11 protein-coding genes and 2 pseudogenes are annotated in these 16,267 nt (G+C 71.6%); 5 read left to right on the top strand and 8 right to left on the bottom strand.

What is annotated here, in order from left to right; all coding sequences use genetic code 11:
- The 6 genes and pseudogenes from ACLQ24_RS08905 to ACLQ24_RS08880 all read right to left on the bottom strand — a co-directional run.
- Positions 1-256, bottom strand: a pseudogene (locus tag ACLQ24_RS08905) (IS1380 family transposase); the annotation flags it as partial.
- A gap of 325 nt (positions 257-581) precedes the next feature.
- A complete protein-coding gene (locus tag ACLQ24_RS08900) occupies positions 582-1,529 on the bottom strand; it encodes an ABC transporter substrate-binding protein (protein WP_425890307.1) in 948 nt (315 codons plus the stop codon).
- Positions 1,530-1,792: 263 nt separating this feature from the next.
- Positions 1,793-2,557: pseudogene (locus tag ACLQ24_RS08895) on the bottom strand (ABC transporter ATP-binding protein); the annotation flags it as partial.
- 20 nt (positions 2,558-2,577) lie between these two features.
- Positions 2,578-3,729: a FecCD family ABC transporter permease gene (locus ACLQ24_RS08890; RefSeq protein WP_425890305.1), complete on the bottom strand. Its 1,152-nt coding sequence runs from the start codon at positions 3,727-3,729 to the stop codon at positions 2,578-2,580.
- Entirely contained in the window at positions 3,726-4,772 is a 1,047-nt protein-coding gene (locus ACLQ24_RS08885; protein ID WP_425890304.1) for a FecCD family ABC transporter permease, read from the bottom strand. Before ACLQ24_RS08885 ends, ACLQ24_RS08890 begins: the two co-directional genes overlap by 4 nt.
- Before the next feature lie 60 nt (positions 4,773-4,832).
- Positions 4,833-6,764: a multicopper oxidase family protein gene (locus ACLQ24_RS08880; protein WP_425890302.1), complete on the bottom strand. Its 1,932-nt coding sequence runs from the start codon at positions 6,762-6,764 to the stop codon at positions 4,833-4,835.
- Between the two features lie 121 nt (positions 6,765-6,885).
- Here ACLQ24_RS08880 and ACLQ24_RS08875 point away from each other — a divergent pair, with 121 nt between their 5' ends.
- Positions 6,886-7,245 carry a YciI family protein gene (locus ACLQ24_RS08875; protein WP_425890300.1) on the top strand — a complete coding sequence of 120 codons (360 nt, stop codon included), beginning with the start codon at positions 6,886-6,888 and terminating at the stop codon, positions 7,243-7,245.
- A gap of 5 nt (positions 7,246-7,250) precedes the next feature.
- Here the strand turns inward: ACLQ24_RS08875 and ACLQ24_RS08870 are convergent, their stop codons facing one another.
- A complete protein-coding gene (locus ACLQ24_RS08870) occupies positions 7,251-7,619 on the bottom strand; it encodes a cytidine deaminase (RefSeq protein WP_425890298.1) in 369 nt (122 codons plus the stop codon).
- 118 nt (positions 7,620-7,737) lie between these two features.
- Here ACLQ24_RS08870 and hrpA point away from each other — a divergent pair, with 118 nt between their 5' ends.
- Positions 7,738-11,808, top strand: a complete 4,071-nt coding sequence (hrpA, locus tag ACLQ24_RS08865) for an ATP-dependent RNA helicase HrpA (protein ID WP_425890296.1) — start codon at positions 7,738-7,740, stop codon at positions 11,806-11,808.
- Between the two features lie 50 nt (positions 11,809-11,858).
- Here hrpA and ACLQ24_RS08860 read toward each other — a convergent pair whose 3' ends face one another.
- The gene (locus ACLQ24_RS08860; RefSeq protein WP_425890294.1) at positions 11,859-12,791 is read right to left on the bottom strand and encodes a LysR family transcriptional regulator; all 933 of its coding nucleotides are present in this window, start codon (positions 12,789-12,791) and stop codon (positions 11,859-11,861) included.
- 83 nt (positions 12,792-12,874) lie between these two features.
- On the opposite strand from ACLQ24_RS08860, the gene ACLQ24_RS08855 reads away from it, so the two are divergent.
- From ACLQ24_RS08855 to ACLQ24_RS08845, 3 genes are read left to right on the top strand one after another with little or no spacing between them, the layout of a single operon-like run.
- A complete protein-coding gene (locus ACLQ24_RS08855) occupies positions 12,875-13,558 on the top strand; it encodes a succinate dehydrogenase cytochrome b subunit (RefSeq protein WP_425890293.1) in 684 nt (227 codons plus the stop codon).
- Between the two features lies 1 nt (position 13,559).
- Positions 13,560-15,497 (top strand): fumarate reductase/succinate dehydrogenase flavoprotein subunit, encoded by a 1,938-nt coding sequence (locus ACLQ24_RS08850; RefSeq protein ID WP_425890291.1) that lies wholly within the window; start codon positions 13,560-13,562, stop codon positions 15,495-15,497.
- Positions 15,494-16,255 carry a succinate dehydrogenase/fumarate reductase iron-sulfur subunit gene (locus ACLQ24_RS08845; RefSeq protein WP_425890289.1) on the top strand — a complete coding sequence of 254 codons (762 nt, stop codon included), beginning with the start codon at positions 15,494-15,496 and terminating at the stop codon, positions 16,253-16,255. Before ACLQ24_RS08850 ends, ACLQ24_RS08845 begins: the two co-directional genes overlap by 4 nt.
- The last annotated feature ends 12 nt before the right edge of the window (positions 16,256-16,267 follow it).

The following is a 16,267-nucleotide window of genomic DNA, read 5'->3' as shown; positions in this document are numbered from 1 at the left end:
GCAGAAGTTTACCGGCGACCAGCAGCCACGGGAACCCACCCGCTCGGCCGGCGATCAGGTCCCAGACCCGCCGGCGGGCCTTCGCCCGAGCCTTGGCGATTTTACCCAAGGTGACGGTGTCGAGGGCGGTCAGGCAGCGGCGGACGGTGCAGTCCGAGGGTGGGTCCCCGAACACCGGGGCCTGGTGGGCCAGCAGGTCGATGTCGGACATGCTGGTCGCGCCGAGCGCGATCGCCACCGCCAGAGACGTCAGCACGGTGCCCCGATCCCACCACCCGGGACCCTCACCGCGGGGTATCACCGCATTCAACCCGCTGGTCAACCCCGCTTTGTCGGCGCATTTGCGGAGCAGGACCGCACCCGCGTGACCGACGAGGTTCTTGTCCGTGGCCGTCACGGACAGCCGGTCATCCCACCCGATAGAGTGACTCACCAGAAAGGTGCACCTGCTTCCACATAGGACAAGGCCCCAACAACCATATCCTTGCAGGTCGGGTGCACCTTTCCTTGACCACCCTCGATGCCAGCTATTCACTCTGAATAGCGGAGGTTGAGCGGGCGGCGCGGGAGCGCCGGGTTTGTCAGGTGGCGGGGAGGTACTTGGTCAGGTCGTCGAGGATCTTGTTGGCGGCGCCGACGCCGATGCCGGTCATCCAGACCTCGTCGGAGACCGGGTACGCCTTGCCGGCCTTGACCGCGCCGAGGCCCTTCCAGAGGGTTCCGCCGACCACCTTGGCCTGCTCGGCGGCGGCCTTGTCGCCGTACGCGGTCACGAAGATGACGTCGCCGTCGACCTCGTTGATCCGCTCGGGGCTGACCAGGTCGAAGCGCTTGTCCTCCTTGTTGGCCAGCATCTGCCGCTCGGGACGACCGAGGCGGGTGTCGCCGATGACGATGCCGGAGAAGGAGTCCGGCCCGTACACCCGGATGTTGCCCGGGATGAAGCGCACGATCGACACCTTGCGGGCGGCGGGGTCGCCGAGGGTGGTGCCGAATTCCTTGGCCCGCTTCTCGTACGCGCCGAGCAGGTCCTTGGCCTGCTGCTCGCGGCCGAGCGCCTTGCCGTCGAGGAGGAAGTTGTCCTTCCAGGTGATGCCCACCTTGTCGGTGAACACGGTCGGCGCGATGGCGGCCAGCTCGTCGTAGAACTTCTCCTGGCGGAACTTGCTGCCCAGGATCAGGTCCGGCTTGAGCGCGTTGATCGTCTCCAGGTCGGGCTCGGTGAGTACCCCGACCTCCTTGATGCCGGCGAGCTTGTCCGCGCCGAAGTACGTGGGCCAGCTCTTGGCCTCGCCGGCGGTGGCCGCGCCGACGGGCGTGATGCCCAGCGAGAGCGCCGTGTCGATCTTGTCGGTGTCGAGCACGACGACGCGCTTGGGCTCGGCCGCGACCTTGGTGGTGCCCATGGCGTGGGTGATCTCCCGGGTCTCCCCGGTGGCGGAGCCGGCGACCGGGTCGCTCTCACCGCAGGCGGTGAGGCTGACCCCGAGGGTGACGGCCGCGGCGAGAGCGGCGACGAGACGACGCATCAGTGTCCTTTCGAGGGGTACGTGCCGGCGAGCGGGGTGGCCGCATCGCCGGCGGCAGGTCGGGCGTCCGGCACGGACGCCGTCGACGAATCGGGGTCGCCGGCGCCACCGGCCACGCCAGCACCGGAGGCAGCGCCGGCACCGGAGGCAACGGACGCAGCACCGCAAACGGGAACAGCGGACGCAGCACCGCCAACGGAAGCACCGGAGGCAGCGCCGGCACCGGCAGCCGCAGCGGTCGGGGCGGCGGGACCGCCGGTGTGGGCGGGTACCACGAGTGGCGCTCCGGTCACCGGGCAGGGCACGACGACGCAGGCCAGCCCGAAGACGTCGCGGACCAGCTCGGCGGTGAGGATCTCCCGGGGCGGCCCGGCGGCCACCACCGCGCCGCCGCGCATCGCGACCAGGTGGTCGGCGTAGCGGGCGGCCTGGTTGAGGTCGTGCAGCACGGCGACCACGGTGCGGCCCCGCTCGACGCGTAGCCGGTGCAGCAGGTCCAGCACCTCCACCTGGTGGGCCAGGTCGAGGAAGGTGGTCGGCTCGTCCAGCAGCAGCGCCTCGGTGTCCTGGGCCAGTGTCATGGCGATCCACACCCGTTGCCGCTGGCCGCCGGAGAGGCTGTCCACCGGCCGGTCGGCCAGGTCGGCCACGTCGGCCAGGGTCATCGCCTCGTCCACCGCCGCGGCGTCGGACGACGACCACTGCCGCCACCACCGCTGGTACGGCTGCCGGCCGCGTCCGACCAGGTCGGCCACGGTGACGCCCTCGGGCACCAGCGGGCTCTGCGGCAGGACGCCGAGCCGGCGGGCCACGTCGCGGGTGGGCAGGTCACGGATGGCGGTGCCGTCCAGCAGGACGGTCCCGTGGCGCGGGTTGAGCAGTCGGGCCATCGTGCGCAGCAGGGTGGACTTGCCGCACGCGTTGGGGCCGACGATCACGGTGAACGCGTCGGTGGGCAGGTCCAGGGTGAGCCCGTCGATCACGGTCCGCTCGTCGTAGCCGACGACCAGGTCGCGGGTGGAGAGCATCACACGACTCCTTTGAGGCGTCACGACGACCGCCGCCGTCCACGAAGCAGCAGGAAGATCAGGTACGGGCCACCGATCGCGGCGGTCAGCACGCCCGCCGGCAGTTGGGTGGGCGCGAACAGTCGGCGACCGGCCAGGTCGGCGAGTACCAGCAGCAGCGCCCCGAGCAGCGCGGCGCAGACCAGCGGGGGCCGTTCGGCGCGGACCAGTCGACGCGCCACCTGAGGTGCGACCAGCGCCACGAAGTCGACGGCGCCGACCTGGGCGGTGACCGTCGCGGCGACGAGCACGCCGGTGCCGGCCAGGCCGATCCGGCGGGCCACCGGGCGCAAACCGACGCCCCGCGCGGTGTCGTCGTCGAGGGCGGTGCTGTTCAGGGCCCAGCCGGCCCAGGCCAGCACCGGCAACAGCACCAGCAGGGTGCCGGCGATCCAGGCGGCCTCGGTCCAGCCCTTGCCGGCCAGGGTGCCGATCAGCCAGATCTGTGCCCGCAGACCGTCGATCGGGTCGGCCGTGAGCATGACCACCTCGGTCAACGCCCGGAAGGCGAACGCGACCGCCACGCCGGCGAGGACGAACCGCTGCGCGGCCAGCCCGTGCCGGGCGCCGAGGGCGAACAGCAGCACCGCCGCCAGCAGACCGCCGACCAACGCGCTGGGTGCCACCAGCACCGCCGCCGCACCGCTGGTCAGCGCCACGGTCGCGGCGAGACCGGCGCCCTGGGTGATGCCGATGACGTCCGGGCTCGCGAGGGGGTTGCGGGCGACGCTCTGGATCAGCGCGCCGGCCACGCCGAAGGCCGCGCCCGCCACCGCAGCCAGCACGACCCGGGGCAGCCGAAGATCAAAGACCACCAGGTCGTACGGGGTGCCGGCGCCGGAGAGCGCCCGCAGCACGTCGGCCGGGGCGACGTACGGGGTGCCCAGCGAGAGGCTGAGCACGACGGCCAGCAGGAGCAGCACGGCCAGTACGACGGCCACCAGGGTCGCGCGGCGGCGGATCAGCAGGCTGACGGGACCGACCCGCAGCAGCGAACGCCCCGGCAGTCGGGCCTGGCCGGCGGCCGGCGTGGTGCGCGACGAGCCGGAATGGTCGGACGGGCTGCCCGAGCCGGACCAGCCGGCCGAACCAGCCGGAGCGGCGAAGCCCGAGGGGCGGCGTACGGCGGTCACGCGGTCACCACCCGGGCGCGGCGGACCAGCACGGCCAGCAGCGGCGCGCCGATCAGGGCGGTGACGATGCCGGCCGGTATCTCGCCGGGCGGGGCGACGAGTCGGCCGACGACGTCCGCACCGAGCAGCAGCGCCGGCCCGAGCAGGGCCGAGACGGCAAGGGTCCAGCGGTGGTCCGCACCGACCAGGGCACGGGCGAGGTGCGGCACGGCCAGCCCGACGAAGGCGACCGGCCCGGCGGCGGCCACCGCTGCGCCGGTCAGCAGCACGGCGGCCAGCCCACCGCCGAGGCGGACCAGGCCGATGCGGTGGCCCAGGCCACGGGCCACGTCGTCGCCGAGGGCCAGCGCGTCCAGGCCCCGGGCCACCAGGGCGGCCAGCACCAGCCCGGCGAGGACGAACGGCAGCACCTGCGCGGTGACGCCGAGGTCCCTCCCGGCCAGCCCGCCCACCACCCAGAACCGGTACTCCTCGAAGGTGCGGGCGTCGATGCTGAGCAGTGCGTACACCCCGGAGGCCAGGCTGGCGTCGAGCGCCGCCCCGACCAGCGCGAGGGTGACCGGGCTCGCACCCTCACGGGCCCGGCTGGCGATGGCGAAGACCAGCAGACCGGCGGCGAGCGCCCCGGCGATGCCGAACCAGACGTACCCGGCGAGCGTGCCGATGCCGAAGACGGAGATGGCGAGCACCACGCCGAACGACGCGCCGGCGCTGATGCCGAGGATGCGGGGCTCGGCGAGGGGGTTGCGGGTGAGCGCCTGGAACAGCACGCCGGCCACGGCGAGCGCGAGCCCGACCGCGAGACCGAGGGCGGTACGCGGCATGCGCAGTTCCCGGACGATGGTGCTCGCGTCGCTGCCGTCCGGCGCGACGAGGGCGTGCCAGACCGCGCCGACTCCGAGTTGCCGGCTGCCCAGCGCGAAGCTGGCCAGTACGGCGACCAGCAACACCAGCGCGGCCCCGACGGTGACGACGACCCGCCGGCCGGTGCGGGCACCGGAGGAGTTGCGGGCCGACGTCGGCCGGGCGACGAGGGTGGTCACGAGTCTCCTGCACGTTCGAGCTTAGGTTCGCCTAACCTTAGCCGACCTGCGGAAAGTGACCTAACTGGCGTCGGTCGATGCTGTCGGCAGGCCCGCCGCGCCGCCGTCCCCGGCCGCCGCGCCGCCGCGCGGCAGCACGTTCAGCGGCCGCATCATCTCGTTGTCCTCGTGCTCCAAGAGATGGCAGTGCCAGGAGTAGCGGCCCGGCAGGTCGAAGCGGGCCTTGATCCGGGTCACCTCCCACGGGTACGCGAGCACCGTGTCCATCCACCCGCGCTCCCCCGGCCGCGGCTCCGACCGGCCCGACCGCCCTCGACCCAGCAGCTCGAACTGGGCCTGGTGCAGGTGGACGGGGTGGACGTTGCGGGTGAAGTTGCGCACCTCCCACACCTCGGTCGCGCCGACGAGGGGCTGTTCGGTCGCCGGGTCGCTCCAGCGCATCGGCAGACCCCGGCCGCGCCTATCGAGGGTGCCGAGCAGCATCACCATCGACCGGCCGGACCTGCGCTCGTTGAGCGACAACCGCCGGACCCGCTCCGCCGCACCGAGCCGGGGGTGGGCCGGCAGTTGCAGGTGCTCCGGCGGCACGCTGGGGTCCGCGCCGGTCGCATCGGTGACCACGAACCGCATCACCTGCCCGGTGCTCCGCGGGTCGGAGGGCGGGAAGTCCACTCCGGGCCGGCCGCCGAGGTACGCCCACTCGGGCCCCTCGTTGACCAGGTACAGCTCGGTGCCGGCGGGCACGCCGGTGAAGTCGACGATCACGTCGGCCCGCTGCGCGGGGCCGAGGGTGACGTGTTCGTGCGGCACCGGCTCGGGCAGGAAACCGCCGTCGCTGCCGATCTGCCAGACCGGCAGCACCGGGCGGGCCGGCCGCGCGGTGGCGTGGGCGGCGACACTGAGCATCAGGAAGCGGCTGTTGCAGCCGTTCAGCAACCGGAACCGGTAGCGACGGCGCTGCACCGTCAGGCTGGGCCAGGTGCTGCCGTTGACCACGATGGTTTCGCCGGAGGACGCCGACGTCCAGGTCGACTCGTCGTGGTGACCTCCTGGGTAGACCAGATCGCCGTCGGGGCTGAAACTGCGGTCCTGGATCAACAGCGGGATGTCGTGGTAGGCGGTGTCCGGCGGGTCGTCGTGACCCGGTGCCGGGCCGGGCAGCACGCCGTCGGGCAGGTCGTCGCCGCCGAGCAGGTAGAACCCGGCCGGGCCGGCGTAGACGTTCTCGCGGGTGAGGCCGAGCGAGTGATCGTGGTACCAGAGGGTGCAGGGCCGCTGGTCGTTGGCGTACTCGAAGGTGGCCGAGCCCGACTCCCAGCGCAGGCCGGACCGCTCGGCGAAGCGGGACCGGAACTCGCGGTACGCGCTGCCCGTCACCGCGAAGTCGGAGGGCAGGTCGCGGGCCACCGGCAGGTACCAGGCCTCGGCGTGCCCGTCGCTCTCCTGCGTGCTGTGCCCGCCGTGCAGGTGGACGACCTGGGGCACCGGACCCCGGTAACCTCGGCGGCTGCCGTCCGACCGGCCGTGCCCGTCGCGGTTCGCCGTTCCGCCGCCCGGGTTGGCCCAGTGCAGGCTCGGGTCGACGGGCAGCAGGTGCGGCAGGTAGTCGCCCCGGTGGTCGACGAGCTCGTTGATCCAGGTCACCCGGACCGGATGGTGCGCCCGCGCGACGATGCTGGGCGCCGGGTAGCCGAAACTGCCGGGGTGGGCGGTGGAGCCGTAGCCCCACACCGTCGTCCGCGGCCAGGACGACGGCAGGATCTGCTGGCGGAACTGTCGCACCGCGATGACGTACGTGTCCCGCTCGGGTCCGGTCGCCACCCGGGGCATGGCCGGTGGGATCCGCACAGGGGTGACGTACTTGGGGATGTCGGCGCCACGTAGCTGCGTCGACGCGGCGAGCGCGCGGCCCGCGGCCGTCGAGCCCGCCGGCACCAGAACCGCGGCGCCACCAACGGCACCGGCAACGAGCACCTGTCGTCTGCTGACCATGCCGCACCTCCCACTCGCATCCGCTTCCCGATAAGAGAATGAGTTTCGCGGGCGGCCTCAAGTGGGCCGGAAGGCGGATAACACTCGTAAGAGGGGCAGGACACACCATATGGTGTGGGATATGCGATTCGACCAACACACGGTCGTCCTCCTGATCCGACCGTCGGATCCACCGGACCTGCCCAGCGAGGCGATCGACCGGTTACGCGACGCCCATCTGGCGCACCAGGCGGGTCTCGTGGAGCAGGGACTGGTGCTCGCGGCCGGGCCACTCCTGGCAGCCGACGACGACCGGATACGGGGCTTCGTCGTGTTCTCCATCGCCCCGGACGAGGTACGCGGGCTCTACGCCGACGATCCGGCCGTCCGTGCCGGCCTGCTCAGCGCGCGGGTGGCGAGTTGGATGGTGCCCGAGGGCAACGTGCGGTACGAGAGCGTGCCGATCCCCGTGTCGATGGTCGAGGCGGCGGCCGGCGACTGACGCCGTCAGCCGAGCAGCTCCTCGATCGGCAGTATTCGCAGGTCGTCCGACTCGCCCACGATGACCCGCAGCGCCGGGAAATAGGCCGTCAGCACCCGCCGGCACCTGTCGCACGGCCCGACGACCGCCCGGCCCCGGTCGGTGACCGAGACGATCGTCTCCAGCTCGGTCACGCCCTGCGTGGCGGCGGCGCCGATCACGACCAGCTCCGCGCAGGTGTCCCCGCTGTCGTGCTGGACGTTCACGCCGGAGAACACCCGACCGTCGGCGGTCCGGGCGGCCGACGCGCCGGTATGGCGCTGGCTGCGGCACCGCAGCTTGGCGACCGCCGTGGCGGCCTGCACCAGCGCCCGATCAGTGTCCCGCAGCTCCATTCCGGCCCCCAGCGCTCGACGTCGGCCGCAACTGTAGACCGCCGTCGACGCACCGAGGCACCCACGCGCGGTAACCCAGGGGCGGCCCGCCGCCGGGCTGCCTATCCTTGGGCACGACATGCAGAATCCAGCCTCCTCCGCCGCGACCGATCCCGTCCGCGACCTGCACCGCCGCCTCAGTCCCCTGATGTTCCGTGACCAGCGCCGGCTCCAGCGGCGGCTGGACGGTGCCCGCAAGCTGCGTGACCCGCAGCGCCGGGAGGCGGCCCTGACCGAGATCACCGCCGAGCTGGCCCGGGCCGAGCAGCGGCTGGCCGCCCGGCAGGCGGCGGTGCCGGTGATCACGTACCCGGCGGGTTTGCCGGTCAGTGAGCGCAAGGACGACATCGCCGCCGCCATCCGCGATCACCAGGTGGTGATCGTGGCCGGCGAGACCGGTTCCGGTAAGACGACCCAGCTCCCCAAGATCTGCCTGGAGCTGGGGCGCGGCATCAACGGCCTGATCGGGCACACCCAGCCCCGGCGGCTGGCCGCCCGGACGGTGGCCGACCGCATCGCCGACGAGCTGGGCACCGAGCTGGGTGACGTGGTCGGCTACAAGGTGCGCTTCACCGACCAGGTGAGCGAGCGCAGCCTGGTCAAGCTGATGACCGACGGCATCCTGCTGGCTGAGTTGCAGACCGACCGGATGCTGCGCCAGTACGACACGCTGATCATCGACGAGGCGCACGAGCGCAGCCTCAACATCGACTTCATCCTCGGGTACCTGCGGGAGCTGCTGCCCCGGCGACCGGACCTCAAGGTGATCATCACCTCGGCGACCATCGAGACCGACCGCTTCGCCCGGCACTTCGCCGGGCCGCCCACGGCGGACGAGCCGGCGGGCGTACCGGCGCCGGTCGTCGAGGTCTCCGGACGCACCTACCCCGTGGAGGTGCGCTACCGGCCGCTGGTCGAGGTGGCCGAGGGTGAGGAGGACGGCGACGCCGACGAGGAGAACGTCCGCGACCAGATCCAGGCGATCGGCGACGCCGTCGAGGAGTTGTCGGCCGAGGGGCCGGGCGACATCCTGGTCTTCCTCAGTGGTGAACGGGAGATCCGCGACACCGCCGACGCCCTCGGCAAGCTGGTGCAGAAGAAGCGGTCCCTGCTCGGCACCGAGATCCTGCCGCTGTACGCGCGGTTGTCCTCCGCCGAGCAGCACCGCGTCTTCGCCGCGCACAGCTCGCGCCGGGTGGTGCTCGCCACCAACGTCGCGGAGACCTCGCTGACCGTGCCGGGGATCAAGTACGTGGTGGACCCGGGCACCGCCCGCATCTCCCGCTACTCCAGCCGGCTCAAGGTGCAGCGGCTGCCGATCGAGCCGGTCTCGCAGGCGTCGGCCAACCAGCGCAAGGGACGCTGCGGTCGTACCTCGGACGGCATCTGCATCCGCCTCTACGACGAGCAGGACTTCCTGTCCCGGCCCGAGTTCACCGACCCGGAGATCCTGCGCACCAACCTGGCGTCGGTCATCCTCCAGATGACCGCGATCGGGCTGGGCGACCTGGCCGCGTTCCCGTTCATCGACCCGCCGGACAAGCGCAACATCACCGACGGCGTCAGCCTGCTGCACGAGCTGGGCGCGCTGGACCCGACCGAGGCCGACCCGGCGAAGCGCCTCACCGCGCTGGGCCGGCGGCTGGCCCAGCTACCGGTCGACCCGCGGTTGGCCCGGATGGTGGTCGAGGGCGAGCGCAACGGCTGCGCCACCGAGATCCTGGTGATCGCCGCCGCGCTCTCCATCCAGGACCCCCGCGAGCGCCCGGCGGAGAAGCAGGCCCAGGCCGACCAGGCGCACGCCCGGTTCGCCGACAAGGAGTCCGACTTTGTCGCGTACCTCAATCTGTGGCGTTACCTGCGGGAGCAGCAGCGGGAGCTGTCCTCCAGCGCGTTCCGCCGGATGTGCAGGGCGGAGTACCTGAACTACCTGCGGATTCGCGAGTGGCAGGACATCGTCAGCCAACTGCGCCAGGTGCTGCGTACCCCGGCCGAGGGCGACCGACGCGGTGGGCGGCCGGCGCGCGACTCCTCGGCCGACGCGGACGCCGGCGGGAGTGCGGGCCGCCGAGGTGGCGCGGACCTGCCGGAGGAGATCGACATCCCGAATGTGCACCAGTCCCTGCTGCCCGGCCTGCTGTCGCACATCGGCCTCAAGGACGCCCAGAAGCACGAGTACCTGGGCGCGCGGGGCGCGAAGTTCGCACTGTTCCCCGGCTCGGCGCTGTTCAAGAAGCCGCCGCGCTGGGTGATGGCCGCCGAACTGGTGGAGACCTCCCGGCTGTGGGGACGCATCGCCGGGCGGGTCGAGCCGGAGTGGGTCGAACCGCTCGCGCAGCACCTGGTCAAGCGCAGCTACAGCGAGCCGCACTGGGAGAAGACGCAGGCTGCGGTGATGGCCTACGAGAAGGTCACCCTGTACGGCATCCCGCTGGTCAGCTCTCGGAAGGTCAACTTCGGGCGGATCGACCCGACGCTGAGCCGGGAACTGTTCATCCGGCACGCCCTCGTCGAGGGCGACTGGCAGACCCACCACCGGTTCTGGGTCGACAACAAGCGGCTGCTGGGCGAGATCGAGGAGTTGGAGAGCCGGGCCCGCCGCCGGGACATCCTGGTCGACGACGAAACCATCTTCGGCTTCTACGATCAGCGGATCCCCGCCGACGTGGTCTCCGGCCGGCACTTCGACACCTGGTGGAAGACGACCCGCCGGGAGCAGCCCGACCTGCTCACCTTCACCCGCGACGTGCTGATCAACGACGGCCGGGCCGGGGTGGACGAGAGCGACTACCCCGACGAGTGGCGGGCCGACGGGGTGCGTCTGCCGCTGACCTACCGCTTCGAGCCGGGGACGCCGACCGACGGCGTCACCGTGGACATCCCGCTGCCGCTGCTCAACCAGGTGCCGGCCGAGAGCTTCGACTGGCAGGTGCCGGGGCTGCGCGAGGAGACGGTGATCGCGCTGATCCGCTCGCTGCCCAAGGCGATCCGACGCAACTTCGTGCCGGTGCCGGACTACGCGCGGGCCGCGCTCGCCGCGATCACCCCCGGGGAGACGTCGCTGTTGGACGCGCTCACCCGTGAGTTGCGGCGGATGACCGGGGTCACCGTGCCCCGCGACGCGTGGGAGCCGGGCAAGCTACCGGCGCACCTGCGGGTGACCTTCCGAATCCTCGGCGACGACGAGAAGCCGGTCGCCGAGGGCAAGGATCTGCCGGCCCTGCAACGTCAACTACGTCAGGAGGTACGCCAGGTCGTGGCGGCCGCCGCGCCCGAGGTCGCCCGCACCGGCCTGCGTGAGTGGAGCATCGGCACGCTGCCCCGGACCATCGAGCAGGTCCGCGCCGGCTACGCGGTGACCGCGTACCCGGCGCTGGTCGACGAGGGTGCCACGGTCGGGGTGAAGATCTTCGACTCCCCCGCCGAGGCGGAGGCGGCGCACTGGGCGGGCACCCGCCGGCTCCTGCGGCTCACCGTGCCGTCCCCGGCCCGGTTCCTGCAGAGGCGGTTGAGCAACGAGGCGAAGCTCGCGCTGAGCCGCAACCCGCACGGCGGCGTGCAGGAGTTGATCGAGGACGCGGCCGGCGCGGCCATCGACCGGCTCATCGACGCCGCCGGTGGGCCGGCGTGGGACGCCGACGGCTTCGCCGCGCTGCGCGAGAAGGTCCGTGCCGACCTGGTCGACACCGTCGTCGAGGTGATGGACCGGGTCCGCAGGGTCCTCGCCGCCGCGTACGCGGTGGAGCAGCGGCTCGGCGCGACACGTAACCTGGCCGTGGTGGCGGCGCTGGCCGACATCCGCAAGCAGCTCGCCGGCCTGGTGCACGCCGGTTTCATCACCGAGACCGGGTACGCCCGCCTGCCCGACCTGCTCCGCTACCTCACCGCCGTCGAACGCCGACTCGACCGCCTCGGCGGCAACCCGCAGCGGGACCGTCAACAGCAGGACCGGATCGCGGTGGTGCAGAAGGAGTACGACGACCTGCTCGCCGCCCTGCCGTCCGCGCGTCGACAGGAGGCAGCCGTACGACAGATCCGCTGGATGATCGAGGAGTTGCGGGTGAACGTCTTCGCCCAGGCGGTGGGCACCCCGTACCCCGTCTCGGAGCAGCGGATCTACCGGGCGATGGACGACGCCGAGGGGCGCTGAGCCGGCACGACGTGGCCCGGTCGCAGCGGCAGCCGGGCCCTGGGGCTGGCTCAGCCCAGTGGCTCCACGCCGGGCGGCAGCTCGCCCCGGTCGCTCGCGGACTGGACGTAGTCGAGCAGGATGCGCCGGAGTTCCCGGCCGGCGTGCGTCGGCACGACGTCGCGGCGGCGGGCCACCGCGATGGTCCGCCGCACCCCGGGGGGCGCCAGCGGCGTGATGCGGACGCCGGGCCGGCGGGCCAGCACGATGCCCGGCACCAGGGCGATGCCGAGCCCCGCCTCGACGAAGCTGAGGACGGCGTCCATCTCGCCGCCGTCCACCGCGAAGCTCGGTTCGAAGCCCGCCGCCCGGCACGCCTGGATGGTGGCGTCGCGCAGGTCGTAGCCCTCCCGGAACATCACCATCGGCTGGTCCCGCAGGTCGGTGATGCGCAGCTCCCCGGTGCTCGACGCGGTCGGCACCTCGCCCACCGAGGCCACCACCAGGCTCTCGCGCAGGATCGGGTCGACACGCAGGCCCGGGTCGGCGCCCTGCGACGGCATGATGATCAGGGCCAGGTCGAGGTCACCGCGCAGCAGGTTACGGACGAGATCCTGGGATCCACCCTCCTCGACGCGGAGGTCGACGGTGGGGTGCGCGTCGCGGAACCGGCGCAGCACCGGCGGGGCGAGCGAGGTGGCCAGGCTCGGGGTGGCCCCGAGCCGTACCCGCCCTCGGCGCAGCCCGACCAGCTCCTGCACCTCCCGGGTCGCGGTCTCCACGTCGGCGAGGATCCGGGTCGCCAACGGCAGGAGCACCTCCCCGGCTGCGGTGAGGGCGATGTTGCCCCTTAGCCGTTCGAACAGCGGGGCGCCGAGGTCGGTCTCCAAGGCGTGAATTTGCTTACTCAATGAGGGCTGGGTTATGCCAACGATGTCGGCGGCTTGGGTGAAATGTCGTACTTCGGCCACCGCGACGAAGTACCGGAGCTGATGGAGCTGCATCTACATAGCCTACGGCTATCAACGCTACGAGTTCGATGCATTGGACGACTGATCAAAGTGCTCCTAGCGTCGGTTCCGTGGTAATGACGAAAACTCGGTCGCCCATCCGCTCGAACGTCGGCCTCAAGGCCGTCATGGCGGTGACGGGCATCCTGCTGGTGCTGTTCCTGATCGCGCACATGCTCGGGAACCTGAAGGTGTTCACGGGGGAGACCTCGTTCGACCACTATGCGCACTGGCTGCGCGACATCGGCAAGCCGCTGCTGCCCGGCGTCTGGTTCCTGTGGATCCTGCGCACCGTCCTCGTGGTGGCCGTCGTCGCCCACATCTGGGCCGCCACCGTGCTGGCGCTGCGGGCCCGCGCCGCCCGCCCGGTGAAGTACGCCCACCGCAAGAAGGTCCGGGGCAGCTACGCGGCCCGCACCATGCGCTGGGGTGGCGTGATCATCCTGCTGTTCGTGATCTACCACCTCCTGGACCTGACCACCGGCACGCTCAACCCGGTCGGCACCGAGGGCAAGCCCTACGGCAACGTCGTCGCCGACTTCGCGCCGGAGCGCTGGTACGTCACGCTCTTCTACGCCCTGGCGATCGTCACGCTCGGCTTCCACCTGCGGCACGGCGCGTTCAGCGCGTTCCGCAGCCTCGGCCAGCAGACGCCCCGGGGCGAGCGCCGGGCGCGCAGCGCCGCGCTCGTCTTCGCCGTGGCGCTCTGCGCCGGATACCTGGTGGTCCCGTTCGCCGTACTCACCGGATTGGTGTCCTGACATGGAACTCTTCACCGAAGGCGACCCGATCGCCGACACGAAGGCGCCCACCGGCCCGGTCGAGAAGCGCTGGGAGACCCGGCGCTTCGAGGCCAAGCTGGTCAACCCGGCCAACCGCCGCAAGATGACGGTGATCGTGGTCGGCACCGGCCTGGCCGGCGGATCGGCCGCGGCGACACTGGCCGAGCAGGGCTACCACGTCAAGTCCTACTGCTACCAGGACAGCCCGCGCCGGGCGCACTCGATCGCCGCGCAGGGCGGCATCAACGCCGCGAAGAACTACCGCAACGACGGCGACTCGGTGCACCGGCTCTTCTACGACACCGTCAAGGGCGGCGACTTCCGCTCCCGGGAGTCGAACGTGCACCGCCTGGCCGAGGTGTCGGTCAACATCATCGACCAGTGCGTCGCCCAGGGCGTGCCGTTCGCCCGCGAGTACGGCGGCCTGCTGGACACCCGCTCCTTCGGTGGCGCCCAGGTGCAGCGCACCTTCTACGCCCGGGGTCAGACGGGTCAGCAGCTGCTGCTCGGCGCGTACCAGGCCCTGGAGCGGCAGATCGGCCTGGGCACCGTGGAGATGAACGCCCGGCACGAGATGCTGGAGCTGGTCATCGTCGACGGCAAGGCCCGCGGCATCGTCGTCCGGGACCTGGTCACCGGCGAGATCAGCACCGAGATGGCCGACGCGGTCGTGCTCGCCTCCGGCGGTTACGGCAACGTCTTCTACCTCTCCACCAACGCCAAGGGCTGCAACGTCACCGCCACCTGGCGGGCGCACCGCAAGGGCGCGTACTTCGCCAACCCCTGCTACACGCAGATCCACCCGACCTGCATCCCCGTCTCCGGCGACCACCAGTCGAAGCTGACCCTGATGAGCGAGTCGCTGCGCAACGACGGCCGGGTGTGGGTGCCCAAGAGCAAGGGCGACGACCGCAACCCGCGCGACATTCCGGAGGACGAGCGGGACTACTACCTGGAGCGGATCTACCCCTCCTTCGGCAACCTGGTCCCCCGCGACATCGCCTCCCGCGCCGCCAAGAACGTGTGCGACGAGGGCCGGGGCGTCGGTCCGACCAAGCTCGGCGTCTACCTCGACTTCGCCGACGCCATCGACCGGCTGGGCCGCAAGGCCATCGAGGCCAAGTACGGCAACCTCTTCGAGATGTACGAGCGGATCACCGGCGAGGACCCGTACGAGGTGCCGATGCGCATCTACCCCGCCGTGCACTACACGATGGGTGGCCTGTGGGTCGACTACGACCTCCAGTCGAGCATCCCGGGCCTGTTCGTGATCGGCGAGGCCAACTTCTCGGACCACGGCGCGAACCGGCTCGGCGCCTCGGCGCTGATGCAGGGCCTCGCCGACGGCTACTTCGTGCTGCCCACCACCATCGCCAACTACCTGGCCTCGGGCCCCCTGGAGAAGGTCGACGCCAGCCACCCGTCGGCGGTCGAGGCGCGTACCGACGTCGAGGACCGGATCCAGCGGCTGCTGGCCGTCGACGGCGACCGGACCGTGGACTCGTTCCACCGCGAGCTGGGCCAGATCATGTGGGAGCACTGCGGCATGGAGCGCAGTGAGGCCGGACTGCGCAAGGCGATCGGTGAGATCCGCGACCTGCGTGAGCAGTTCTGGCAGCGGGTCAAGGTGTCCGGCACCGGCGAGGAGCTGAACCAGTCGCTGGAGAAGGCCGGCCGGGTGGCCGACTTCTTCGAGCTGGCCGAGCTGATGTGCATCGACGCCCTGCACCGCGAGGAGTCCTGCGGCGGCCACTTCCGGGCCGAGCACCAGACCCCCGACGGGGAGGCGCAGCGCGACGACGACCGGTTCGCGTACGTGGCGGCCTGGGAGTTCACCGCCACCGGTGAGCCGTCGGTGCTGCACAAGGAAGACCTGAAGTTCGAATACGTCCACCCCACGCAGCGGAGCTACAAGTGAACCTGACCCTGCGCATCTGGCGCCAGAAGGGCCCTGAGGACAAGGGTCGGATGGTGACCTACCCGGTCGACGACGTGTCCCCGGACATGTCGTTCCTGGAGATGCTCGACGTGCTCAACGAGCGGCTGATCCTCGACGGCGAGGACCCGGTGGCGTTCGACCACGACTGCCGCGAGGGCATCTGCGGCATGTGCGGCCTCATGATCAACGGGGACGCGCACGGGCCGCGGCGCGGCACCACGGCGTGCCAGTTGCACATGCGGCAGTTCAAGGACGGCGAGACGATCGACATCGAGCCGTGGCGGGCGAGCGCCTTCCCGGTCATCAAGGACCTGGTGGTCAACCGGGGCGCCTTCGACAAGATCATCGCCGCCGGTGGCTACATCACCGCACCGACCGGCAGCGCGCCCGAGGCACACTCCACCCCGGTCGCCAAGGCCAACGCGGACGCCGCCTTCGAGTCGGCGGCCTGCATCGGCTGCGGCGCGTGCGTGGCGGCCTGCCCGAACGGCTCGGGCATGCTCTTCACCGCCGCCAAGCTCACCCAACTCTCGCTGCTGCCGCAGGGCCAGCCGGAGCGCTACACCCGGGTGATCGGCATGGTCGACGCGCACGACGAGGCCGGCTTCGGCGGCTGCACCAACGCCGGCGAGTGCACGGTGGCCTGCCCGAAGGGCATCCCGCTGAACACGATCGGCCGCCTCAACCGCGACTACCTGTCGGCCACCACGAAGGGCGGCAACACCCCCGGCTCCTGACGCGGCAGATCG

This window comes from Micromonospora sp. DT4, from assembly GCF_049841675.1.
Lineage (GTDB): Bacteria > Actinomycetota > Actinomycetes > Mycobacteriales > Micromonosporaceae > Micromonospora.
Note: the sequence above shows the minus strand (reverse complement) of the source record. Positions and strands in the feature narration are given on the sequence as shown.